The organism is Pseudomonas sp. NPDC079086, assembly GCF_044542155.1.
Lineage (GTDB): Bacteria > Pseudomonadota > Gammaproteobacteria > Pseudomonadales > Pseudomonadaceae > Aquipseudomonas.
In genome coordinates this window covers 1,678,804-1,702,156 of sequence record NZ_JBITTY010000001.1, presented here as the reverse complement: position 1 = coordinate 1,702,156, position 23,353 = coordinate 1,678,804, and the positions used below count along the sequence as shown (strand labels likewise).

At 61.3% G+C, this 23,353-nt stretch carries 19 protein-coding genes; 13 read left to right on the top strand and 6 right to left on the bottom strand.

The window, feature by feature from the left end:
• The first annotated feature begins 273 nt into the window (after positions 1-273).
• Positions 274-585 carry a hypothetical protein gene (locus ACIGEK_RS07950; protein ID WP_269380095.1) on the top strand — a complete coding sequence of 104 codons (312 nt, stop codon included), beginning with the start codon at positions 274-276 and terminating at the stop codon, positions 583-585.
• Positions 586-601: 16 nt separating this feature from the next.
• Here the strand turns inward: ACIGEK_RS07950 and ACIGEK_RS07945 are convergent, their stop codons facing one another.
• Positions 602-1,594, bottom strand: a complete 993-nt coding sequence (locus tag ACIGEK_RS07945; protein ID WP_397492753.1) for an NAD-dependent epimerase/dehydratase family protein — start codon at positions 1,592-1,594, stop codon at positions 602-604.
• A gap of 165 nt (positions 1,595-1,759) precedes the next feature.
• Here ACIGEK_RS07945 and ACIGEK_RS07940 point away from each other — a divergent pair, with 165 nt between their 5' ends.
• A complete protein-coding gene (locus ACIGEK_RS07940) occupies positions 1,760-2,815 on the top strand; it encodes a saccharopine dehydrogenase family protein (RefSeq protein WP_397492752.1) in 1,056 nt (351 codons plus the stop codon).
• Here the strand turns inward: ACIGEK_RS07940 and ACIGEK_RS07935 are convergent.
• Positions 2,805-3,704, bottom strand: coding sequence for a LysR family transcriptional regulator ArgP (locus ACIGEK_RS07935; RefSeq protein WP_397493107.1), 900 nt, complete (start codon positions 3,702-3,704; stop codon positions 2,805-2,807). The two genes, ACIGEK_RS07940 and ACIGEK_RS07935, sit on opposite strands and share 11 nt — an antisense overlap.
• A gap of 96 nt (positions 3,705-3,800) precedes the next feature.
• Here ACIGEK_RS07935 and ACIGEK_RS07930 point away from each other — a divergent pair, with 96 nt between their 5' ends.
• From ACIGEK_RS07930 to ACIGEK_RS07920, 3 genes are all read left to right on the top strand, one after another.
• Positions 3,801-4,202, top strand: a complete 402-nt coding sequence (locus tag ACIGEK_RS07930) for an ACT domain-containing protein (protein ID WP_397492751.1) — start codon at positions 3,801-3,803, stop codon at positions 4,200-4,202.
• A gap of 5 nt (positions 4,203-4,207) precedes the next feature.
• Positions 4,208-4,819 carry a LysE/ArgO family amino acid transporter gene (locus ACIGEK_RS07925; protein WP_397492750.1) on the top strand — a complete coding sequence of 204 codons (612 nt, stop codon included), beginning with the start codon at positions 4,208-4,210 and terminating at the stop codon, positions 4,817-4,819.
• Between the two features lie 176 nt (positions 4,820-4,995).
• Complete coding sequence (locus tag ACIGEK_RS07920) at positions 4,996-5,577, top strand: superoxide dismutase (RefSeq protein WP_090239738.1); 582 nt, start codon at positions 4,996-4,998, stop codon at positions 5,575-5,577.
• A gap of 63 nt (positions 5,578-5,640) precedes the next feature.
• On the opposite strand, the gene ACIGEK_RS07915 is transcribed toward ACIGEK_RS07920, so the two are convergent.
• Both ACIGEK_RS07915 and ACIGEK_RS07910 read right to left on the bottom strand, forming a co-directional pair.
• Positions 5,641-6,285 (bottom strand): hypothetical protein, encoded by a 645-nt coding sequence (locus tag ACIGEK_RS07915; RefSeq protein WP_397492749.1) that lies wholly within the window; start codon positions 6,283-6,285, stop codon positions 5,641-5,643.
• Between the two features lies 1 nt (position 6,286).
• Entirely contained in the window at positions 6,287-7,582 is a 1,296-nt protein-coding gene (locus ACIGEK_RS07910) for an ammonium transporter (protein WP_397492748.1), read from the bottom strand.
• Positions 7,583-7,915: 333 nt separating this feature from the next.
• Here ACIGEK_RS07910 and ACIGEK_RS07905 point away from each other — a divergent pair, with 333 nt between their 5' ends.
• Entirely contained in the window at positions 7,916-9,979 is a 2,064-nt protein-coding gene (locus ACIGEK_RS07905; RefSeq protein ID WP_397492747.1) for a putative bifunctional diguanylate cyclase/phosphodiesterase, read from the top strand.
• 61 nt (positions 9,980-10,040) lie between these two features.
• Here the strand turns inward: ACIGEK_RS07905 and ACIGEK_RS07900 are convergent, their stop codons facing one another.
• Both ACIGEK_RS07900 and ACIGEK_RS07895 read right to left on the bottom strand, forming a co-directional pair.
• On the bottom strand, positions 10,041-10,898 hold the full coding sequence (locus ACIGEK_RS07900) for a GIDE domain-containing protein (RefSeq protein WP_397492746.1): 858 nt from the start codon (positions 10,896-10,898) through the stop codon (positions 10,041-10,043).
• Positions 10,899-10,940: 42 nt separating this feature from the next.
• Positions 10,941-11,513 carry a LemA family protein gene (locus ACIGEK_RS07895; protein ID WP_397492745.1) on the bottom strand — a complete coding sequence of 191 codons (573 nt, stop codon included), beginning with the start codon at positions 11,511-11,513 and terminating at the stop codon, positions 10,941-10,943.
• A 200-nt stretch (positions 11,514-11,713) separates the two neighbouring features.
• Here ACIGEK_RS07895 and ACIGEK_RS07890 point away from each other — a divergent pair, with 200 nt between their 5' ends.
• From ACIGEK_RS07890 to ACIGEK_RS07860, 7 genes are all read left to right on the top strand, one after another.
• Positions 11,714-13,048, top strand: coding sequence for an imelysin family protein (locus ACIGEK_RS07890; protein WP_397492744.1), 1,335 nt, complete (start codon positions 11,714-11,716; stop codon positions 13,046-13,048).
• Positions 13,049-13,513: 465 nt separating this feature from the next.
• Complete coding sequence (locus tag ACIGEK_RS07885; RefSeq protein ID WP_397492742.1) at positions 13,514-14,929, top strand: di-heme oxidoredictase family protein; 1,416 nt, start codon at positions 13,514-13,516, stop codon at positions 14,927-14,929.
• A gap of 10 nt (positions 14,930-14,939) precedes the next feature.
• Positions 14,940-16,001: an imelysin family protein gene (locus ACIGEK_RS07880; protein WP_397492741.1), complete on the top strand. Its 1,062-nt coding sequence runs from the start codon at positions 14,940-14,942 to the stop codon at positions 15,999-16,001.
• 9 nt (positions 16,002-16,010) lie between these two features.
• The gene (locus ACIGEK_RS07875) at positions 16,011-17,105 is read left to right on the top strand and encodes a DUF1513 domain-containing protein (protein ID WP_397492740.1); all 1,095 of its coding nucleotides are present in this window, start codon (positions 16,011-16,013) and stop codon (positions 17,103-17,105) included.
• A 191-nt stretch (positions 17,106-17,296) separates the two neighbouring features.
• Positions 17,297-18,922: a methyl-accepting chemotaxis protein gene (locus ACIGEK_RS07870; protein ID WP_397492739.1), complete on the top strand. Its 1,626-nt coding sequence runs from the start codon at positions 17,297-17,299 to the stop codon at positions 18,920-18,922.
• A gap of 188 nt (positions 18,923-19,110) precedes the next feature.
• On the top strand, positions 19,111-20,241 hold the full coding sequence (locus ACIGEK_RS07865) for an efflux RND transporter periplasmic adaptor subunit (RefSeq protein WP_397492738.1): 1,131 nt from the start codon (positions 19,111-19,113) through the stop codon (positions 20,239-20,241).
• A gap of 27 nt (positions 20,242-20,268) precedes the next feature.
• Positions 20,269-23,316, top strand: coding sequence for a multidrug efflux RND transporter permease subunit (locus ACIGEK_RS07860; protein WP_397492737.1), 3,048 nt, complete (start codon positions 20,269-20,271; stop codon positions 23,314-23,316).
• Positions 23,317-23,353: the final 37 nt, after the last annotated feature.

Here is a 23,353-nt window from a genome sequence, read left to right as displayed (position 1 = left end):
AGCGCTTCAGTGTCGCGCCATGCCAGTGCGAGGCGCACCGACGAAGGGCACGGCACAGGCCATCGACTCGCTGCAGCCTGCGCAGTTCCACAGAATGTGAACTGGTATGCGCTTTGCAATTGTCTATTTGCGACGTTTTCGTAGCACCAGGGAGCAAAGGTGCTGCAGGCGCGATCCGCACGCGGGAAACGCGGCGAGACCAGGCCGGAGGCATTGCGGATGGATGGCACCCAGTCCACATGCCCACTTGTAATAGCTAGGGGGGAAAGATCCATGGAGCTGAACAGAGAAGTGTTGGATTGCATGAAGAGTCTGCGCCGCAGGCTGCGCGAAGAACTGACTGTGGACATCCGCATGAGCCAGCCAGATGCGATTAACAGCATGCTCAGCGCCTGCCTCACCTCAAGCAGCGAAGAAACCCGGCAACTGGGACAGCTGCTGGCCCAATACAGCGACCGGCCTTTCGCTCAGCCCAGCGCCGCACCACGTATGCAGGCCGGGCACCCGCTGCTGGTGGAAGAACTCGCTCAACGCCCCGCCAGCGCTTCGGTACGGATGTATCGCGGGCAACGCGTCTACGCCTGAGCCGCGCCTCGCGTAGTCAACTCGGGTGATGCGCCTGCCACCAGGCGCAGAACTCATCCAGCGCGCTCCACAGGCTGGCCTTGGGCTCATACTCCAAGTACTGCTGCGCACGGCTGATATCCAGGGAGAAATCCTTGGCCATCACAGCCACACCCAGGCGGAACAGGGTCGGCTCAGGTCGCCCCGGCAGCAGCTTGCACACTCCCTCATTCAAGGCCGCCGCACCATACGCCAGGCCATAGGGCAGATGGCGGGTCACGAGCGGCAGGTCGAGTTTGCGCAGCACATAATTGACCACGTCCCACAGCGGCACCGGCGCACCATTACTGATGTTGTAGACCTGCCCCAGCGCTGGCCCGGCGGCCAGCAGACAGCTCATCAATGCCTCATTGAGGTTATGCACGCTGGTGAAATCGACCTTGTTCAGGCCGTTACCGATGATCGACAAACGCCCTTTGCGCTGCATATTGATCAAGCGCGGAAAGATGCTGGTATCGCCCGCACCGGTTACAAAGCGCGGACGCAGCGCCAGCACCTCCAAACCAAACTCCTGGGCGGCAAACACCTGCTGCTCGGCGAGAAACTTGGTTTTGCCATAGTGATCGGAAAAGCGCTTGGGCAGCTGTTCTTCACGCAGACCAACATGCGCCCGACCGTCGAAATACACCGATGGCGAAGACAGGTGCACCAACCGCCGCACCTTTTGCTTAAGACAGGCATCCACCACGTTCTCGGTGACCGTGACGTTAGCCTGATAGAAGTGCTCGTAACGGCCCCACACCCCGACCGCGCCGGCGCAGTGCACCACCGCGTCGACATCCCGGCACAGCTGCTGCACCAGCTCGGGGTCGGACAAATCGCCCTGGACAAACTCCGCGCCACGCGCGCGCAGATGCTCAACGCCCTCGGCACGCCGCCCGTTGACCCGCACACTCAAGCCCTGCTCCAAGGCAAAGCGGGCGAAGCGCCCACCGATAAAGCCACTGGCCCCGGTTACCAGAATCTTCATTGTCGCCCCCTTTACCCTGATTGCAGGCCACTCTAGCAGCGCACGCAGGGTGCTGCCGTGGCATTGCAAGCCAGAACAACGACTGCACACACTCTGCGATAGGCTAACAGCAGCGGACACAGCAGCTAAGCTGCTCACCCACACCCCATAACAAAGGAGCACTGGATGGCCACGCACTGGATGATCTACGGCGCCAACGGCTACACCGGCCACTTGATCGCCGCCGAAGCCAAGCGCCAGGGCCTCACGCCCATTCTGGCAGGTCGCAACCCGGCAGCGGTGCACGCACTGGGCAGCCTGCTCGGCCTGGAGTGCCGCATATTCGATATCCACCAGCTGGACCGAGCCAAGGAGGCCCTGGCCGATATTGCCGTGGTCGCTCACTGTGCCGGGCCGTTTTCCGCCACCAGCGCGCCGATGCTCGATGCCTGCCTGGCCAGCGCCACGCACTACGTCGATATCACCGGTGAGATCAGCGTGTTCGAGGCCGCTCAGCAACGTGGTCAACAGGCTCGCGAACTGGGTGTGGTGGTCTGCCCCGGCGTGGGCTTCGATGTCATCCCCAGCGATTGCCTGGCCGCCTGTCTGCATCAGGCATTGCCGGACGCCACACACCTGGCACTGGGTTTTGACAGCGGCAGCGGGCTCTCGCCTGGCACTGCAAAAACCTCGGTGGAAGGCCTGAAGTTTGGCGGCAAAGTACGCCGCGCAGGGATCATTACCGATGTGCCGTTGGGCTATAAGCGCCGCGCTATCAACTTTGGCCGCGGTGAAAAGCCCGCCGTGACGATTCCCTGGGGCGATGTATCAACCGCCTACCACTCCACCGGCATCGACAACATCGAGGTCTACCTGCCCACGCCGACAGCAGCAGCGATTGTTATGCGCCTGATCGACCCGTTGCGCGCCCTGCTCGGCCTGGATGCAGTGCAGAACTGGCTCAAGCGGCTGATCGAGAAACGCGTCAGTGGCCCTGATGAAGCCAGCCGTGCACGCCAGCGCACCTGGCTCTGGGGCGAGGCACGCAATGCTGCGGGCGCGGTGAAAACCGCGCGCCTGGAAACCGCCAACGGCTATGACGTAACCGTGCATGGCGCCTTGCTCGCCGTGCGGCACTTGCTCGAATACAGCGGTCCCGGCGGCTACTTCACCCCCAGCAAACTGTTCGGCGAGCGCTGCGTGGAACAGCTGCCGGGCTCGGGCAAGATGGTTATTTCCTGAGCGCCACCAGGCTATGGCCTGCGGCCAGGGTAAGGTGGCGCGTCAGCTGATTAAGCAACTCGCCACCATTGCGCCAATGATGCCAGTACAGCGGCACATCGATTGGCCGGTCGCTGATCAATTCGACCAACTCGCCACGGGCTGACTCCCCCAGCACTTGCAGCTCAGGGATCAGCCCCCAGCCAAATCCGGCCTGGGCCAGACGGATAAAACCCTCGGATGACGGGCACAGGTGGTGAGCAAAGCCACCTTCCACGCCCAGACCGGACAGGTAGCGGTGCTGTAGCAGATCATCCGGACCGAAGACGATGGCAGGCGCATGGGCCAGCGCCTGCGCCGTTACACCTCTCGGGAAATGTCGGGCAATAAACGCCGGGCTGGCCATGGCGCGATAACGCATCGCCCCGAGCAGCACGGCACGCGCACCGGCTACTGGGCGCTCGCTGGCGCATACGCAGGCGGCCACTTCGCCAGCGCGCATACGCTTGAGGCCAACCTCTTGATCCTCTACCACCAGATCCAGCAATAAGCGCTGCTCGGTACAGAAAACGCCCACGGCGCCTGCCCACCAGGTGGCCAGGCTGTCGGCATTCAGCGCGATACGCAGCCGCTCGGGCAGGCCGCCCTCATCTAGCCCCGGCACCTGCGCCTGAATATCGCGCTCCAGCAGCCGCACCTGCTGCACATGGTTAAGCAGGCGCCGGCCGATTTCCGTCGGCGCCGGCGGCACCGCGCGTACCAGCACCGGCTGACCGACGCGCGCCTCAAGCAGCTTGATCCGCTGCGACACGGCCGACTGCGACAAACCCAGCACCTGCGCCGCACGCTCGAACCCGGCCTGTTCCACAACCGCAGCCAGGGCGGCGAGTAATTTGTAATCCAGCAATATAAATTTTCCTAATGAGTGATCAGGATTATTGGTTTCTCTTATATACCCAACCACAGCAGACTGGCCAGCATCCCAACCCTGAACAAGGCAATCCGCATGGCCGGCGAAACCTCATTAACAACATTGCTACGCAGCATGAGCCCAGAGCTGAACGAGGGCGCTTTCGTGTTCTGCAGCCTAAGCGATGCCGCGCAACTGAATGGCGTGCAGCCGCTGGGCAGCTTTCAGGAAGCCGAAGGCCTCACCGTGATCCTGCCGCGCCAGCAGGCCGAACAACTGGGTTTGCATTACAGCTACGTGGCCGCCTGGCTGACGCTGCACGTGCATTCGGCTTTAGAAGCAGTCGGTTTGACGGCCGCCGTCGCCAGCGCACTGGCGAACGCAGGGATCAGCTGCAACGTGATCGCCGGTTTCTATCACGACCACCTGTTCGTCGCCCACGCCGATGGGCCGCGCGCGCTGGCCACCCTGCAACAGCTCAGTAAACAGGCGGAATAGCCGATATGTGGCAAAGCTATAGCAATGGGTTACTGATCGCCGCCGGACTGATCATCGCCCTCGGCGCGCAGAACGCCTTCGTCTTGGCGCAAAGCCTGCGCCGCGAGCATCACCTGCCGGTGGCGCTGCTCTGTGTGGTCTGCGATGCCCTACTGGTCACCGCCGGAGTATTCGGCTTGGCCGCCGTGTTGGCGCAAAACCCGATTCTGCTGGGTGTAGCGCGCTGGGGTGGCGCAGCCTTTTTGCTCTGGTATGGCGCCCAGGCGCTGGTTCGCGCCAGCCGTCCACAGGCACTGAATCAGGCCAGTGACAGCGGCCCGCGCTCACGCCGTGCGGTGCTGCTGGCAGCCCTGGCAGTGACCCTGCTCAACCCACACGTGTACCTCGATACCGTATTGCTGATCGGCTCGCTCGGCGCGCAGCAACCGGTGCCCGGCGCCTATGCCCTGGGCGCGGCAAGCGCTTCATTGATGTGGTTCTTCTGCCTGGCCATCGGCGCGGCCTGGCTCGCTCCCTGGCTGGCGCGCCCAAGCACCTGGCGCTTTATCGACCTGGGCGTGGCGTTGATGATGTTCAGCATTGCCTGGCAGCTATTGAGCAACCCCGGCATGCTCTAAAACGGCCCTGATGCAACATGCCGAGGTGGTTTTCCACACAGTTGCCGCGTGTTTAAGGCGCTGGGCCAGTGCTATGATCCAAGGCTTGTGGCGCAAAGAGATAACTCACGCCGCTGAGATGGCCGCCCGTGATCGGCCTCGCGCACACCGCACCTGACCTGATTAGGAGATAGACAATGGCTTTCGAATTGCCGCCGCTGCCCTACGCACATGACGCCCTGCAGCCGCACATTTCCAAGGAAACCTTGGAATTCCACCACGACAAGCACCACAACACCTACGTCGTGAACCTGAACAACCTGGTCCCAGGCACCGAGTTCGAAGGCAAAACCCTGGAAGAGATCGTCAAGACCTCTTCGGGTGGCATCTTCAACAACGCCGCTCAAGTCTGGAACCACACCTTCTACTGGAACTGCCTGGCACCAAACGCTGGTGGCCAGCCGACAGGTGCCCTGGCTGACGCGATCAACGCAGCCTTTGGTTCCTTCGACAAGTTCAAGGAAGAGTTCAGCAAAACTTCCATCGGCACCTTCGGCTCCGGCTGGGGCTGGCTGGTAAAGAAAGCTGACGGCTCCCTGGCTCTGGCCAGCACCATCGGTGCCGGCTGCCCGCTGACCAGCGGCGACACTCCGCTGTTGACCTGCGACGTATGGGAACACGCGTACTACATCGACTACCGCAACGTACGTCCGAAGTACGTCGAAGCGTTCTGGAACCTGGTTAACTGGGACTTCGTCGCGAAAAACTTCGCCGCCTAAGTACCAGCGCACCACACGAGAAACCCGGCCCTGAGCCGGGTTTCTTGTTATGTGGATACGCGTTTACAGCAGTTTGCGCGGTGCAAAAGCCAGGTGCAGTGCCTCCACCTGTTGCACCGCCTGACTCAGGCGCTGATCGGCGATGACCGGGCCCAGGTACTCGCACAAGCCGATATACAGCAGATTGAGCAATTGCCGTAACTGCTCAAGGCCCAAGCCAGCGGACTCAAGTGCAGCACCCTGCTCCAGCCAGGCACGCACCAACAGACGCTGCTCGTTAGCCACGCTCAACCCAGCAAGATTGCCCGCCGCAAAGCGCCGCAAACGCGGCACCAGCTCAGCCTCCAGCTCATTCAACAGCACCCGACTCAGCGCCTCGAAGGTATGCCGCGCCTGACTATCCGAACCAACCCGTAGCGGCGCCGCCACGCCCATCCGCTGCCGCCAGCTGAGCAGCAGCGGCTCCGGGTCGGGTAGCAAGGCCGATAACGGCCCGGTCAGCGCACCAACTAATTCACGATAGAGTTTGGCGCGCTCCAGCTTGCGCTCAGAGGTCTTGGCCACCTCACCGAGAAACTCGTTGAGGGCGAACGGCGGTTTGTCGGCATATTTGCTTTCCCATAGCGCCAACACAGCCAACAGCTCGTCCTCGGCAAAGTGTCCGGCCAGCCCGGTGTAGATCGCCCGTCGGCGAGTTGCCAGGCTCATCTCACACCTTCCTCGGCAGGTCGTTGCTGTCGAAGGTCACGGCCAGGTTGAACTCGGGATAGCCCACCTCGGCGTGCTCGGCATAATCCAGACCGCGCTGCTCATGCTGGGTCGAGGTACGCAGGCCGAGAGTTTTCGCCAGTAATAGATAGAGCATCAGCGCCAGCGGGAAGGCCCAGACAAATGCCACACCGGCGCCGAGCAGCTGCACGCCAACCCGCGACCAGTTGAACAGATCACCACTGAAGAACAGACCAGCTGCCAACGTACCCCAGACACCGGCAAAACCATGCACCGGCACGGCGCCAACAACATCATCGAGCTGCCAGCGCTCCAGCAAGCGCATGCCGAACACCACCACAAAGCCGGCGACCAGCCCGGTCAGCAATGCAAACAGCGGCGACATCGTCGCGCAACCGGCGGTGATGCCGACCAGCCCACCCAGCGAGCCGTTCACCGTGGTGGTCAGCAGCACCGGACTGGAGGTGCTGCGCTGCGCGAGAAAGGCGCCGAGCGCGCCGGCCGAAGCCGCCAAATGTGTATTCAGGGCAATCAGGCCGAGGCTGACATTCATCTCCAGGCTGCTGCCTGCGTTGAAACCAAACCAGCCGACCCAGAGAATAAAGCCACCCAGCGCGACCAGGCTGAGGTTATGCCCGGGAATGCTGCGCGGCGTACCGTCCGCCGCAAAGCGCCCCAGACGCGGCCCAAGGACCAGAATGCCGGCTAGCGCACACCAGGCACCGACGCTGTGCACCACGGTCGAGCCCGCAAAGTCGATAAAACCCAACGCCGCCAGCCAGCCCTGGCCACCATAGATGCCGCTCCACACCCAGCTGCCAAACACCGGGTAGATAAACCCGCTGATCACCACCGCGCCGATCAAGTAGGCCGAATAGCGCGTACGCTCGGCCATGGCGCCGCTGGCGATGGTCGCAGCCGTGGCAGCGAACATCATCTGAAACAGCAGAAAGGTGAAATCCCAGGGCTCGCCCGTATGCGGAGCGAAATGACTCATACCGAACCAGCCGGTGATATTGCTGCCGAACATCAGGCCGAAACCCAACAACCAAAAGGTGATGCCGCCGACGCAGCCGTCCATGTAATTTTTCATCATCACATTGACTGCGTTCTTAGCCCGCGACATGCCACTTTCCAGCAAGGCAAAGCCGGCCTGCATAAAGAACACCAGCACGCTGGCTAACACCAACCAGGCCGTATTGAGCGCCTCATCGCTGGCCGCCTGGGCCAGTGGCGAAACCGCAAATACCGCTATCCCTAACAGTCGAGTTTTCATTGCAGCAGCCCCCATGATGGTGAGTACAGGGGGTGTCGCAACTCTCATGCCAAACAAAAAAATAACTGGGAGCCATTGTTAACGTTGCGTAGCAACGGCCCGAAGGGCGGCCGCCAGGGGTGGCAGGCCATAAAAAACCGCCAAACGGTGCTCAAGCCGCAAGCAACTCGCACCGACACAGTGCAAGCAGCCAAAACAGCTGTCGGCGGCCGCGCCATCGCCGCGCAGATAATTTGTTCGACAAAGTTTGGTAATGGCCCTTTGACTGCAAGCGCGACTTTGCCAATACTCACTAGCGTCTGACGCCGAAGGCCTCGAACAAGGAACCGTCATTTGAAGCTGGAACTTAAAAACAGCTTGTCACTCAAGTTGCTCCGCGTGGTGCTGCTATCAGCGCTGATCGTCGGCGTGGTCTTGAGTCTTGCGCAGATTGTTTTCGACGTTTATAAAACACGTCAGGCAGTCGCCAACGACGCCCATCGTATTCTCGGCATGTTCCGCGACCCTTCCACTCAGGCGGTCTACAGCCTCGACCGGGAAATGGGCATGCAGGTCATCGAGGGCTTGTTCCAGCACGAGTCGGTGCGTATGGCCTCCATCGGCCACCCCAACGAACCGATGCTGGCGGAGAAAGCCCGAGAGCAAGTCGACGTACCGACTCGCTGGCTGACCGACCCGATCCTTGGCAAAGAACAGAATTTCACCACTCAGTTGGTCGGCCGCGGCCCCTACAGCGAATACTACGGCGACCTCAGTATTACCCTCGACACCGCCCCCTACGGCGAGAGCTTTGTCACCAATTCAGTCATCATCTTTATCTCCGGTGTGCTGCGCGCCGTGGCGATGGGCCTAGTGCTGTATCTGGTCTACCACTGGCTGCTGACCAAACCGCTGTCGAAGATCATCGAGCACCTAACCAACATCAACCCGGACCGCCCCAGCGAGCACAAACTGCCGATGCTCAAGGGCAACGAGAAGAACGAGCTAGGGCTGTGGATCAACACCGCCAACCAGTTACTCTCGTCCATCGAACGCAACACCAACCTGCGCCGCGAAGCGGAAAACAGTCTGCTGCGCATGGCCCAGTACGACTTCCTTACCGGCCTGCCCAACCGTCAACAGCTGCAGCAGCAACTCGACCAGATTCTCGAAGACGCCGGGCGCCTAAACCGGCGCGTAGCCGTACTGTGCGTCGGCCTGGATGACTTCAAAGGGATCAACGAGCAGTTCAGCTACCAGACTGGCGACCAACTGCTGCTGGCCCTATCCGACCGTCTGCGCAGCCACAGTGGCCGCCTCGGCGCCTTGGCTCGTCTGGGTGGCGACCAATTCGCCCTGGTGCAGGCCGATATCGAGCAGCCTTACGAGGCCGCGGAACTGGCGCAAAGCGTACTCGACGACCTCGACAACCCGTTTATGCTCGACCAGCAGCAAGTGCGCCTGCGCGCCACCATCGGCATCACCCTGTTCCCGGAAGACGGCGACAGCACCGAGAAGTTGCTGCAGAAAGCCGAACAAACCATGACCCTGGCCAAGAGCCGCTCGCGTAACCGCTACCAGTTCTACATCGCCAGCGTCGACAGTGAAATGCGCCGCCGCCGCGAGCTGGAAAAAGACCTGCGCGACGCCTTGTCCCTGAATCAACTGCACCTGGTTTACCAACCGCAGGTCGACTACCGCGACCACAGCGTGGTTGGCGTCGAAGCGCTGCTGCGCTGGCAACATCCGCAACATGGTTTCGTGCCGCCGGATCTGTTTATCCCGCTGGCCGAACAGAACGGCACCATCATCCCGATTGGTGAATGGATTCTCGACCAGACCTGCCGCCAGTTGCGCGAATGGCATGATCAGGGCTTCACCGAGCTGCGCATGGCGGTCAACCTCTCCACCGTTCAGCTGCACCACGCCGAACTGCCGCGAGTGGTGAATAACCTGATGCAGGTCTACCGCCTGCCACTGCGCAGCCTGGAACTGGAAGTCACTGAAACCGGCCTGATGGAAGACATCAACACCGCCGCCCAGCATCTGCTCAGCCTGCGCCGCTCCGGCGCGCTGATCGCGATTGACGACTTCGGTACCGGTTACTCCTCGCTTAGCTACCTCAAGAGCCTGCCGCTGGACAAGATCAAGATCGACAAGAGCTTCGTGCAAGACCTGCTCGAAGACGAAGACGATGCCACCATCGTACGTGCCATCATCCAACTCGGTAAGAGCCTAGGCATGCAGGTCATCGCCGAGGGCGTGGAAACCGTAGAGCAGGAGGCCTACATCATGGCTCAGGGCTGTAACGAAGGTCAGGGCTACCTGTACAGCAAGCCCCTGCCCGCTCGTGAGCTGACTGCCTACCTGAAACAGGCCAGACGGCTGAACAACGCTGCCAACCCCGCCACGCTGTAACGTCAGATACAGATGAAAAAGCCCGCCAATTGGCGGGCTTTTTCGTGCGCTGCACTTTCACCTAAAAGCTGTTGATCCCGAGCAACCAGGCCGCTACCAGTGCGCCAGCCAGACACAGCACTACCCCGCCAGCCGCCTGCCAGTAGAACTGCCGCACCAGCTCATCTTCACCGGCGCAGGAGAGGATAAACGGCTGCGCCTCGCGCGGTTTGGCAAGATGATGCTGCACCGGCCGAGTGCTTTGCTGGCGATGCCGATCTTCGGCTTCCAGGCTCGCCGCCAGTTGCACACGCTGCCATTCACGCGCATCCAGCTGACCATTGCCGTCACTGTCAAAACGCTGCAGCAAACCGCCGAAATCGCCCTTCCATTCACGAATTACCGCACCTTGAGCCGCAGGCAGATCCAGTCCCTGACGGCCGCCGCCACTGCTGCGGAAATCGCCGATGGCGTACAGCGGCTGACCGGCATGCAAACGCTCCTCGGTATAGCGATAGCGCTGGTCATTGCTGAACAGCGCACGCCAACCGGTTTTTGCGACACCCAGCGGGTGACGCAGGCCGCCCTTCCACACTTCACGGGTCAGCGGTCGCACATGAGCGCCACGTGGGTCGATCAAGCAACTGCCGGTACTGTCATCGAGTTGCAGCAACGCCTCGCTGCTGCCGCTTTCCAGGGTGCGCCAGCTGCGTTTCTTGCCGTTTGAGGTGTATTCCTCGATCTTGTAACGCCACCACAGGCAGGGCGTATTGGTCAGCGGGCCGAGCAACTGAGGTTCGGCGCTGTCGTGCAGTACGCCATAGAATTCAACATAGCCCTGGGCCGCCGAACGAATCTTCGAAGTCGGCGTATCGAGCAAATGTCGCGCCTGGGAGAAACGCCGCAAGAACCACCACGCCCCGCCCGCGCTAGCCGCCATGCTGAAAGCCAACCCAATGACTTGCCCTTGAATATCCACGGTTCAGCCAAACAGTGACTTGAGGTCGACATCAGCTTTCTCGCCCTCGCTGAACTCGAGCAGCGCCGCTTCCTTGAAAGCGAAAGCACGGGCAATGATCACATCTGGGAACTGCTCAATGCGCACGTTGTTCAGGTTGACTGCTTCGTTGTAGAGCTCGCGGCGGTCGGCAATGCCGTTTTCCAGGCCGCTGATCCGCTGCTGCAGATGCTGAAAGCTTTCATTGGCCTTCAGTTCCGGATAGTTCTCGGCCAGGGCGAACAGCTGACCAAGGCCCGCACGCAGGCCCGTCTCGGCCTTACCCAGAGCACTCATGTCACCTTTGGCCTGGGCGCTAGAAACCGCCTGGCGCGCAGCGATCACCGCTTCCAGGGTGCCGCGTTCGTGCTGCATGTACTGCTTGCAGGTTTCCACCAGTTTGGGCAATTCATCGTGGCGCTGTTTGAGCATCACATCGATATTCGACCAGGCCTTGCTCACGCCGTGCTTCAAACGCACCAGAGCGTTGTAGAGCAGCACGGCATAAGCCGCGAGCAGGACCAACAGCACAATGATGACAACACTGGTAAGGCTCATGCGGAACTCCTGAGTGGTTCTTGAAGGCAGCTGTGCTGGCATTTTAGCCCTATCGAATTGCCCGATCGCAGACTTTGCCCACAGCTCGTGGTGAAAAAACTGCATTGATCCTTTGCGCAAAATGAAAATCTTTCGCATTATGTTTCGGTTTCTGTACCCGCGTGCGTGGGTGCTTACTCTCACCAGCAAAGGATTCCGCCATGCTCCGTATGCCCCTGGCCTCTGCCAGCCTGCTTGCCATCGCCATTTCACTCGCCGGTTGCGGTGAAGACAAAGCGCCAGCCAGCCAAGCCGCCGCACCGGCTGCCAGCAGCGTCAGCGCCCCGGCAGCGGCCACCAGCCAAATCGATGAAGCCGCCAGCAAAGCAGTGGTCAGCCACTATGCGGACCTGGCTCTGGCCGTATTCAGTGACGCCGCCAGCACTGGCAAAACCCTGCAAGGCGCCATTGATGCCCTGCTAGCCAACCCGAATGACGACACTCTGAAAGCCGCCCGTGAAGCCTGGCTGGCTGCCCGTGTGCCTTACATGCAATCTGAAGTGTTCCGCTTCGGCAACGCCGTGGTCGACGATTGGGAAGGCCAGCTGAACGCCTGGCCGCTGGACGAAGGCCTGATCGACTACGTCGCCAAGGATTACCAGCACGCCCTCGGCAACCCAGGCGCCAGCGCCAACATCATCGCCAACACCGAACTGCAGGTCGGCGAAGATAAGCTCGATGTCACCACTATCACCCCGGAACTGCTGGCCAGCCTGAATGAACTGGGCGGCTCCGAAGCCAACGTCGCCACCGGCTACCACGCCATTGAATTCCTGCTCTGGGGTCAGGACCTGAATGGCACCAACCCAGGCGCCGGCGAGCGTCCAGCCAGCGATTTCGTCGTGGGCGAAGGCGCCACCGGCGGCAACAACGAGCGTCGCCGCGCCTTTATCAAAGCTGCCGCAGACCTGCTGGTCAGCGACCTCGATGCGATGGTTGTGCAATGGCAAGCCGGCAGTGCTGATAATTACCGCGCCAAGCTGGAAGCGGAATCGGCTGAAAACGGCCTGCGCAAAATGCTCTTCGGCATGGGCAGCCTGTCTCTCGGCGAACTGGCCGGCGAGCGTATGAAGGTTGCGCTGGAGGCCAACTCCACCGAAGACGAGCACGACTGCTTCAGCGACAACACCCACAACTCGCACTTCTACAACGGCAAAGGTATTCGCAACGTCTACCTGGGCGAGTACAAGAAGGTCGATGGCACCACCCTGACCGGCCCAAGCCTGTCGTCGCTGGTCGCCAAGGTTGACGCCGCCGCAGACAGCACCCTGAAAGCCGACCTCGAAGCCACCGAAGGCAAGCTGCAGGCTCTGGTCGACAGCGCTAACAACGGCAAGCACTTCGATCAGCTGATCGCCGCCGACAACGCCGAAGGCCAGCAGATCGTTCGTGACGCCATCGCCGCACTGGTCAAGCAGACCGGCGCAATCGAGCAGGCAGCTGGCAAGCTGGGTATCAGTGATCTCAACCCCGATACCGCTGACCACAGCTTCTAATCGTGTAGGACTTGCTGCGCGTCGGCGATACTGCGTTGAAAACAGCCTCGGCAAGCCGCTTGCGGCTAACGCGCTTTAGCGCGGCCCGAAGGGCGAGTGAAACGAGTAATGCTCGTAAACTCCGCTTGATTCGCTACGCTCACCCTTCGGGCCAGCCTGCGGCTGTTACTTCGCTTCGCTGCGTTTCTCGGCTGTTTTCGCCTTGTCTCACTCTAGCTCGCGAAGCCCGAAAATCGGTAGCACATAAGAAGCCGCAACTCCTTAATCGGAGTCGCGGCTTTTTTGTGGCCTGCCATCCTTGGCGGCCACCCCTCGAGGCCGCCGCTACGCATCGTCAAGAATCGCTCCCGACGTTTTTTGTGGCCTGCGACCTTTAACCACCATCGATAATGCAAATCCGTCTTATTTAAACCGGGCTAGGCTGTTAAGATCAGCCGCCTGTTTTTCTGCTGCGGATGTCCTTTCATGTTTGCGCCGCATCGCATTGCGCTGCTGTTGGTTTTGGGCCTTAGCCTGGTCGCCTGCGATAAAACTCCCCAGTTCACCCAAGCCGAGCCAGGCGAAGCCCTGTCCGCCGGCAGCAGCACCGTGCGCAAGGCAGACCAGAACGCCTTCTCGCTGCCATCCGCTAATCTGTCGCCGTCACGGCGCCTGGATTTCAGCGTCGGCAACAGCTTCTTTCGCAACCCCTGGGTCACCGCCCCAGCCACTACCACCGCGCGTGACGGCCTCGGCCCGCTGTTCAATACCAACGCCTGTCAGAACTGTCATATCAAGGACGGCCGCGGTCATCCTCCAGCGCCTGATGCGCAAAGTGCGGCGTCCATGCTGGTGCGTCTGTCGATTCCGGCCGGCAGCGAACATGCCGAGATTATCCAGCGCCTTGGCGTGCTGGCCGAACCCACCTACGGCGCTCAACTGCAAGACATGGCCAACCCCGGCACCGCGCCCGAAGGCAAAGTCCGCGTCCGTTACAGCACGCAACAGGTCAGTTTTGCCGATGGCACACAGGTCGAGCTGCGCAAGCCCAGCCTGGAAATCAGCCAGCTCGGCTACGGCGACCTGCATCCCGACACACTGTTTTCCGCGCGCATCGCCCCACCGATGATCGGCCTAGGCCTGCTCGAAGCGATTCCCGAAGCGGCGATCCTGGCCAATGCCGACCCCGACGACCGCAATGGCGATGGCATTTCCGGGCGCACCAACCAGGTCTGGGACCGCGAGCAACAACGCACAGTGCTCGGCCGTTTCGGCTGGAAGGCCGGTCAGCCGACGCTCAACCAGCAAAATGCCGAAGCCTTTGCCAACGACATGGGCCTGACCAGCACGCTGGTTGCCCATGACAGCTGCACCGCAGCACAGACGGATTGCCGCAGCGCCCCCCATGGCGGCGAGCCCGAGGTCAGTGACAACATTCTCGCCAGCATACTGTTTTACACCCGCAACCTCGGTGTACCGGCGCGGCGCGGGGCCGATACACCACAAGTGATCGCTGGCAAGAACCTGTTCTACCAGTCAGGCTGCCAGGGCTGTCATACCCCGCAATTCACCACCGCAGCGGATGCCGCCGAACCGGAGCTGGCCAATCAGCTGATCCGCCCCTACAGCGACCTGCTGCTGCATGACATGGGCGCAGGCCTGGCCGACAATCGCCCGGAATTTCTCGCCAGCGGCAGTGAGTGGCGCACCCCGCCGCTGTGGGGTATCGGCCTGACGAAAACAGTCAACGGCCATACCCAGTTCCTGCATGACGGTCGCGCGCGCAACCTGTTGGAGGCCATCCTCTGGCACGGCGGCGAGGCCGAGGCGGCCAAGCAGCAGGTCATGACTTTCAATGCCGACGAGCGCAGCGCGCTGTTGGCTTTCCTGAACTCGTTGTAAGGAGCTGTAGATGATTCGCTCACCCCTCACGCTCGCCCTGCTCAGCCTCACGCTCACCGCCTGCAGCCCAAGCGACCCGCAGCAGCAGGTCAGCCGCGCGCTTACCGATGGCGTGTTGCTGCCGATCTACAGCGCCTGGAGCGAAGCCGACCGGCAACTGGCTGCCAGCGGCCAGGCCTTCTGCGCAGGTCAGCAGAACCTCGTCGAAGCCCGCCAGGCCTTTGCCAGCGCGCAGAGCGCCTGGGCCGCAGTGCAGCCGGCGGCCTTCGGCCCGCTGGCGGAAGGTAACCGCGCCTGGCAGGTGCAGTTCTGGCCGGACAAGAAGAATCTGGTAGCACGTCAGGTTGAAGCGCTGATCAACAGCAAGCCCGAGTTGACCCCGGCCGATCTGGATAAATCCAGCGTCGTTGTGCAAGGCCTGACCGCCTATGAATACCTGCTGTTCGACTCAGCCATCGACCTGAGCGTCGCCGAACAGAAAACCCGCTATTGCCCGTTGATCGTCGCCATCGGCCAGCACCAGCAAGTGCTCGCCGCCGATGTGCTGAGCCAGTGGCAAGCCAAGGATGGCATGGCCGCGCTGCTCAAGAGCTTCCCCAACGCGCGCTACGCCGAAGCCCCCGAAGCGGTGGCCGAACTGCTGCGCACTCAGGTCAGCGCCATCGACGGGCTGAAGAAGAAACTTGGCACGCCACTCGGTCGCCAGAGCAAAGGCCAGCCGCAACCCTATCAAGCCGAAGCCTGGCGCAGCAAAGCCAGCCTGGCCAATCTCGCCGCCAGCCTGGCCAGTGCCGAACGTATCTGGCTGGGCGCTGAACAGGATGGCATTCAGGCGCTACTCAACAGTGATCACGCCGAGCTGAAACAGCGCATCAATGCCGCCTACAGCGACACCCGTCAGCGCCTCGCTGCCGCGCAGCGTCCGCTCGGCGAACTGCTGAGCGACGAAGCCGGTCGCACTGAGCTGAACGCCCTGTATGACAGCCTGAATGCCTTGCACCGGTTGCATGAGTCAGAGCTGGCAAAAACCCTGGGCATCCAACTGGGCTTTAACGCCCATGACGGTGACTGAGCCATGCAGATGAAGCGCCGAACCTTTCTTGGTCTTACTGGCACGGCATTGGCCGCGAGCGCTCTGGGCGGCTGGACGCTGATGCACAGTGGCGCGCAGCCGCTGCTGTTGTCGGCGCGCAACGACAGCGCCGGCAAGCACTTTGCGGTGGGCTACCGGCTGGATGGGAGCCAGGCGTTTGCCACCCAGGTCAGCGAGCGCTGCCACGATGTTATCGGCCACCCGTTTTTGCCGATGGCACTGTTTGTCGGCCGCCGCCCGAGCACCCAGAGCTATCTGATCGACACCCGCGACGGTCGCCTGCTGCAGACCCTGAACTCACCCAAGCAGCGCCACTTCTACGGCCATGCGGTGTTCCACAAGGACGGCGAATGGCTGTATGCCACCGAAAACGACACCTCCGATCCCGGCCGCGGCGTACTCGGTGTCTATCGCCTGCAAGGTGAACAGTTATTGCGCAGCAGCGAACTGTCGACCCACGGCATCGGGCCGCACCAGCTGCTCTGGCTGCCAGACGGTGAAACCCTGGCGGTGGCCAACGGCGGCATCCGCACCGAGGCCGACAGCCGGGTGGAAATGAACCTTGATGCCATGCAATCCAGCCTGGTGCTGCTGCGCCGCGACGGCAGCCTGATCAGCAAGGAGCAGCTGCCAGAGCGGATGAACAGCGTGCGCCATATGGCCGTGGCCAGCGACGGCACCCTGGTGACCGGTCAGCAATATATGGGCGAAATAAGCGATGTGGTGCCGCTACTCGCGATCAAACGCCCTGGCCAGCCCTTCCAACACTTCCCGGTGGCCGATGCGCAGCGCCAGCTGATGAGCCAGTACACCGCCAGCGTGGCAATCCATAGCGAGCTGCGCCTGCTGGCGTTGACCGCACCGCGTGGCAACCGAGTGTTTATCTGGGACCTGGACAGCACCGAACTACGTCTGGATGCGCCCCTGGCGGACTGCGCCGGTGTCGGCGCGGTGGCCGACGGTTTTGTAGTCAGCAGCGGCGTCGGCCGTTGTCGTCTATACGACTGCCGCAGCGCCCAGATCAGCAACCAGCCACTGCAACTCCCTGCTGGCCTGTGGGACAACCACCTGCGCCTGGTCTAAACGCCCGCCTCTGAATTTGTAACACGCCTGCGGCACGCTAAAGAACGCTGCCGCAGAGCCGATCTATACTCCTAGCTAGCCGCTGCTTCCAGGCACTCCGGCCCAGCCGATACCAGTCGATAGGGATCTTCGCAGTTAGGGCGCGTTTGGCGTCACTGGCATCCCGCCTTCCATACTCAGGGGTATCACTTATGTTTCTGCAAAAATCCTTGCGCGCGCAAATCCTCGCCCTGCTCGGTGGCAGCCTCGCATTGATTCTAGTCACGGCACTGGCCTGTTTCAGCTTCCTGTCCAGCGGCATGCAGGCCTATCGCGGCCTGCTGGAAGGCCCACTGGAGGCCTCGACACTGATCGACTCGACCAACCTGAACTTCAAGACCCAGGTTCAGGAGTGGAAAAACGTCCTGCTACGTGGCAGCGACAAAGCCCAACTGGACAAATACTGGGGCCAGTTTGAAGCGCAGGAGCGCAAGGTCCAGGACTTACTGGGCAAATTGAGCGACCTGGCGGGTGCTGACCGCGCCCTGAAAACCAAGGTCGATGCGCTGCGCAGCGAACACCAAACACTCGGCGCCAACTACCGCAAAGGTCGCGATGCCTTTGTCGCTGCCGGAGGTGACGCCGCTGTCGGCGACAAGGCAGTCTCCGGCATCGACCGCAACACCGCCCAGCAATTGGAGGCACTGTCCAGCGAGCTGCACACGCAGAGCCTGGAGCAGGCCAGCATGATCAATGCCTCGGCCGACCGCACCATCACCTACGGCACCCTGCTGATGCTCGGCGCCACCGTGGTGATCGCACTGCTCAGCATTTGGCTGATCAACCGCAACCTGATCAACCCTATTCGCGAGCTGATTGATCATATTGCTCAGCTCAGCAAGGGCAACTTCGATAAGCACGTCGATGCCACCCGTCAAGACGAGCTGGGTAACCTGGCAGTAGCGGCTAATATCCTGCGCGACTTCCTCTCAGACACTTTCACCCGCCTGAAGCGCAGCACCGCTGACCTGGACACCGCCAGTGGCGAGCTCAACTCCATCGCCACGCTAATGGCCCAGGGCACTCGCGAACAGTTCTCGCGCACCGACCAGGTCGCTACCGCCATGCACGAAATGTCCGCCACCGCTCAGGAAGTGGCGCGCCATGCGGCTGAAGCAGCAAATGCCGCCGATGACGCCGACAGCGCCGCACGCCAGGGCGAGACCGTGATGCAGGCGACCATCAAGACCATCACCGATATCCGTGGCGAAATTAGCAATACCTCCGAGGTCATCCGCCGACTGGAAGCGGACAGCGGGCGCATCGGCAAGGTGCTGGAAGTGATTCGTGGCATTGCCGAACAAACCAACCTGCTCGCCCTCAACGCCGCCATCGAAGCCGCACGCGCCGGCGAACAGGGCCGCGGTTTTGCCGTAGTGGCCGACGAAGTACGCACGCTGGCGCAGCGTACGGCCGAATCCACCGCAGAAATCCACCAGATCATCGACACCGTGCAAACCGGGGCGGTCAATGCCGTACGTGCGATTGAAAGCGGCCAGCAACGCAGCGAGGAAGGCGTGACCCAAGTGACCGAGGCCGGCGCCACACTGCAACTGATCACCAGTGCAGTGGAAGCCATCCGCGACATGAATCGGCAGATTGCCACCGCTGCTGAAGAACAAACCTCTGTGGCTGAGGACATCTCACGCAACCTCACCGAAATCACCGCGATTGCCACGGCCAACCAGGAGAATGTGCAGCGCACCGAAACCGCCGGACAGAATTTGCATAACCTGTCCGGGCAACTCAGTGAGGTGACTCAGCGCCTCAGCGCCTGACCCAACAAGCAGTAATAAAAATGCCAGCAAATGCTGGCATTTTTATTAGAAAGCGCTTGATCAATAAGCCAACTTTTGCACAACTTTTCCGTGTGAATGCGAATCTTTGACAGGCCTTTACGCGAGGTCTACTGTGCCCCTCTTGCCTATTCCCAGGCTACTCAACCGCCTTGCCAAGGAACCGGAATATGTTGCTCCGCCGCATGCTATTTATGCTCGGCGCGGTACTCGTCGTGGTACTCGCCCTCGCCGCCTACAAAGGCTTCTCCATCTACCAACAAGTGCAGATGTTCTCAGCGCCGCAGCCGGCCATCAGCGTCGATGCCGCGACGGCAGCAGAACGCCCGTGGCAGGGTCGCCTGCCAGCCATCGGTACGCTAAAGGCCTTCCAGGGCGTTGACCTGACCGTAGAGGTCGGCGGCACCGTGCAGCAGGTGCTGTTCCGCTCCGGCGAGCAGGTCACCCTGCAGCAGCCGCTGATCCAGATGGACAGCGATGTCGAGCAGGCCAGTCTGGCCACCGCCGAGGCCGAACTGGGCCTGGCACGCGTTGAATATGAGCGCGGCCGCAGCCTGGTCAATCGCCAGAGCATCTCGAAAAGCGAGTTCGACCGCCTTTCCGCCAGCTTGCAGAAAGCCAACGCCAGCGTTGCCCAGCTGAAAGCCATGCTGGCGAAGAAGCGCATCACAGCGCCGTTTGCCGGCACCATCGGCATTCGCCAGGTCGACGTCGGTGACTACCTGTCCTCAGGTACCACCATCGCCACCTTGCAGGACCTGAGCAAGCTCTTCGTCGACTTCTTCCTGCCCGAGCAGGCCGTGCCCAAGCTGGCCATCGGCGAGCGTGTGCGTTTCAGCGTGGCGGCTTACCCGAACGAGGTGTTTGAAGGCGAAATCACTGCGATCAACCCCAAGGTCGAAGACACCACCCGTAACGTGCAAGTGCGCGCCATGCTGGTCAACCTGGATAACAAACTGCTGCCCGGCATGTTCGCCAACCTGGAAGTGCTGCTGCCAGGCGAGCAGAACGTCATCGTCGTTCCTGAAACTGCGATCACCTACACCCTGTATGGCAATTCGGTGTATGTGATCGGCGAGAAAAAGGGCGGAGACGGCCAGGTAGTCAAAGACGACAAAGGTCAGGCCGAACTGGTGGTAGAACGCCGCTTCATCGAGACCGGCGAGCGCCGTGACGGCCAGGTAGTGATTAGCAAGGGTCTGCAGGCCGGTGAACAGGTGGTATCCGCCGGCCAGCTGAAGCTGGATAACGGCGCCCACGTCAGCATCGCCAATGCCGAGGCCAAGCCAAGCGTCGAGTAATCGAGGCTGGCTCAAAGGAATTTATTTATGGCTTTTACTGATCCCTTTATCCGTCGCCCGGTATTGGCGACCGTGGTCAGTCTGTTGATCATCCTGCTTGGTTTCCAAGCATTCAGCAAACTGACCATCCGCCAGTACCCGCAGATGGAAAACGCCCTGATCACGGTCACCACGGCTTACCCCGGGGCCAATGCCGAGACCATCCAGGGCTATATCACCCAGCCGCTGCAGCAGAGCCTGGCCAGCGCCGACGGCATTGATTACATGACCTCGGTAAGCCGGCAGAATGTGTCGATCATCTCGATCTATGCGCGCATCGGTGCCAATAGCGACCGCCTGTTCACCGAACTGCTGGCCAAGGCCAACGAGGTGAAGAACCAGCTGCCGCAGGATGCCGAAGACCCGGTACTGAGCAAGGAAGCCGCCGACTCCACGGCACTGATGTACATCAGCTTCTATAGCCAGGAACTGAGCAACCCGCAGATCACCGACTACCTGTCGCGGGTCATCCAGCCCAAGCTGGCCACCCTGCCCGGCATGGCCGAGGCCGAGATTCTCGGCAATCAGGTGTTTGCCATGCGTTTGTGGCTGGACCCGGTGAAGATGGGCGCCTACGGCGTGACCGCAGGCGACGTGAATGACGCCGTGCGCAAGTACAACTTCCTCGCGGCTGCGGGTGAAGTAAAAGGCGAGTACGTGGTCACCAGCATCAATGCCGAAACCGACCTCAAGTCGGCCGAGGCTTTTGCCGCCATCCCGCTGAAGACCGTGGGCGACAGCCGCGTGCTGATCCGCGATGTGGCGCGGGTCGAGATGGGCGCAGAAAGCTACGATGCGATCAGCTCCTTCGATGGCACCCCCTCGGTGTACATCGCCATCAAAGGCACGCCTGGGGCCAACCCGCTGGACGTGATCAAAGAGGTGCGTAAGGTCTTGCCGGACCTGGAAGCGCAGCTGCCGCCGAACCTGAAAGTCTCCATCGCCTATGACGCCACGCTGTTTATCCAGGCCTCAATCGATGAGGTGGTGAAGACCCTCGGCGAAGCGGTGCTGATCGTCATTGTGGTGGTGTTCCTCTTCCTCGGCGCGTTCCGCTCGGTGCTGATCCCGGTGATCACCATCCCGCTGTCGATGATCGGCGTGATGTTCTTTATGCAGCTGATGGGCTACTCGATCAATCTGCTGACCCTGCTGGCCATGGTGCTGGCGATCGGCCTGGTGGTGGACGACGCCATCGTCGTGGTGGAAAACATCCACCGGCATATCGAGGAAGGCAAAACGCCGTTCGATGCGGCCATCGAAGGCGCTCGGGAAATCGCCGTACCGGTGGTGTCGATGACCATCACCCTGGCGGCGGTGTACGCGCCGATCGGCTTCCTTGAAGGTCTCACCGGCGCGCTGTTCAAGGAGTTTGCCCTGACCCTGGCCGGCGCCGTGATCATCTCTGGCATCGTCGCCCTGACCCTGTCACCGATGATGTGCGCCAAGCTGCTGCGTCACGAGGAAAATCCGTCGGGCCTCGCACACAAGCTCGACCAAATCTTCGACAAGCTCAAGAAACGCTATCAGCGCGCCCTGCACGGCACTCTGGACACTCGCCCAGTGGTGCTGGTGTTTGCGGTAATCGTCATGTGCCTGATCCCGGTGCTGCTCAAGTTCACTAAAAGCGAACTGGCCCCGGAAGAAGACCAGGGCATCATTTTCATGATCGCCAACGCGCCGCAGCCAACCAACCTGGAGTACCTGAACAAGTACACCGATGAATTCGTCAGCATCTTCAAGGAGTTCCCCGAGTACTACTCCTCGTTCCAGATCAACGGCTTCAACGGCGTGCAGTCGGGTATCGGTGGTTTTCTGATGACACCGTGGAACGAGCGCGAGCGCACGCAAATGGAGATCCTGCCGGAGGTACAAGGTCGCCTGTCACAAATTGCCGGCCTGCAGATCTTTGGCTTCAACCTGCCGTCCCTACCGGGCACGGGTGAGGGCCTGCCGTTCCAGTTCGTGATCAATACCCCAAGCGACTACCAGTCACTGCTGCAGGTGGCTGAGAAGGTCAAAACACGCGCCGTAGAGTCGGGCAAGTTTGCCTTCCTCGACGTTGATTTGGCCTTCGATAAGCCAGAAGTGGTAGTGGAAATCGACCGCGAGAAAGCCGCGCAAATGGGCGTATCGATGGAAGACCTCGGTCTGACCCTGGCCAGCCTGCTCGGTGAAGGTGAGATCAACCGTTTCACCATCGACGGGCGCAGCTACAAGGTGATTGCCCAGGTCGAGCGCGCCTACCGCGACAACCCGGAGTGGCTGAGCAGCTACTACGTGAAAAGCGAAAGCGGCGCGATGCTGGCCCTGTCCACGCTGGTCAAGGTCAGCGACCGCGCCCGGCCGACCCAGCTCAATCAATTCCAACAACTCAACTCGGCGATCATTCAGGGCGTACCGATCGTGAGCATGGGTGAAGCCGTCGAAACCGTTGCGCAGATCATGCGTGAGGAAGCGCCTGCAGGCTTTGCCTACGACTTTGCCGGTGCCTCGCGCCAGCTGGTGCAGGAAGGCAACGCGCTGTACGTGACCTTCGGCCTGGCCCTGGCACTGATCTTCCTGGTGCTGGCGGCACAGTTCGAAAGCTTCCGCGACCCACTGGTAATCATGGTCACGGTGCCGTTGTCGATCTGCGGCGCGCTGATTCCGCTGTTCCTTGGCCTGTCGAGCATGAACATCTACACCCAGGTGGGCCTGGTGACGCTGATCGGTCTGATCACCAAGCACGGCATCCTGATCGTCGAGTTCGCCAACCAGCTACGCCGCGAGAAGGGCTTGTCGCGTCGTGAGGCGGTCGAAGAGGCCGCAGCGATTCGCCTGCGTCCGGTGCTGATGACAACGGCCGCGATGGTCTTCGGCATGGTGCCGCTGATCCTCGCAACCGGTGCAGGCGCGGTCAGCCGCTTCGATATTGGCCTAGTGATTGCCACCGGCATGTCGATTGGCACGTTGTTTACCCTGTTCGTGCTGCCGTGTGTGTACAGCCTGCTGGCGCAACCGGATGCACCTGCAACAGCTGCCAAGGCTCACTGACAGCACAGCGAAGCGTGGCGGCCATGGAAGGTCGCCC

Bases quoted from the DNA above. Each gene is read 5' to 3' on its own strand.
- ACIGEK_RS07950 (WP_269380095.1), top strand. From the start codon at position 274: ATGGAGCTGAACAGAGAAGTGTTGGATTGCATGAAGAGTCTGCGCCGC.
- ACIGEK_RS07945 (WP_397492753.1), bottom strand. From the start codon at position 1,594: ATGAAGATTCTGGTAACCGGGGCCAGTGGCTTTATCGGTGGGCGCTTC.
- ACIGEK_RS07940 (WP_397492752.1), top strand. From the start codon at position 1,760: ATGGCCACGCACTGGATGATCTACGGCGCCAACGGCTACACCGGCCAC.
- ACIGEK_RS07930 (WP_397492751.1), top strand. From the start codon at position 3,801: ATGGCCGGCGAAACCTCATTAACAACATTGCTACGCAGCATGAGCCCA.
- ACIGEK_RS07925 (WP_397492750.1), top strand. From the start codon at position 4,208: ATGTGGCAAAGCTATAGCAATGGGTTACTGATCGCCGCCGGACTGATC.
- ACIGEK_RS07920 (WP_090239738.1), top strand. From the start codon at position 4,996: ATGGCTTTCGAATTGCCGCCGCTGCCCTACGCACATGACGCCCTGCAG.
- ACIGEK_RS07915 (WP_397492749.1), bottom strand. From the start codon at position 6,285: ATGAGCCTGGCAACTCGCCGACGGGCGATCTACACCGGGCTGGCCGGA.
- ACIGEK_RS07910 (WP_397492748.1), bottom strand. From the start codon at position 7,582: ATGAAAACTCGACTGTTAGGGATAGCGGTATTTGCGGTTTCGCCACTG.
- ACIGEK_RS07900 (WP_397492746.1), bottom strand. From the start codon at position 10,898: ATGGCGGCTAGCGCGGGCGGGGCGTGGTGGTTCTTGCGGCGTTTCTCC.
- ACIGEK_RS07895 (WP_397492745.1), bottom strand. From the start codon at position 11,513: ATGAGCCTTACCAGTGTTGTCATCATTGTGCTGTTGGTCCTGCTCGCG.
- ACIGEK_RS07890 (WP_397492744.1), top strand. From the start codon at position 11,714: ATGCTCCGTATGCCCCTGGCCTCTGCCAGCCTGCTTGCCATCGCCATT.
- ACIGEK_RS07885 (WP_397492742.1), top strand. From the start codon at position 13,514: ATGTTTGCGCCGCATCGCATTGCGCTGCTGTTGGTTTTGGGCCTTAGC.
- ACIGEK_RS07880 (WP_397492741.1), top strand. From the start codon at position 14,940: ATGATTCGCTCACCCCTCACGCTCGCCCTGCTCAGCCTCACGCTCACC.
- ACIGEK_RS07875 (WP_397492740.1), top strand. From the start codon at position 16,011: ATGAAGCGCCGAACCTTTCTTGGTCTTACTGGCACGGCATTGGCCGCG.
- ACIGEK_RS07870 (WP_397492739.1), top strand. From the start codon at position 17,297: ATGTTTCTGCAAAAATCCTTGCGCGCGCAAATCCTCGCCCTGCTCGGT.
- ACIGEK_RS07865 (WP_397492738.1), top strand. From the start codon at position 19,111: ATGTTGCTCCGCCGCATGCTATTTATGCTCGGCGCGGTACTCGTCGTG.
- ACIGEK_RS07860 (WP_397492737.1), top strand. From the start codon at position 20,269: ATGGCTTTTACTGATCCCTTTATCCGTCGCCCGGTATTGGCGACCGTG.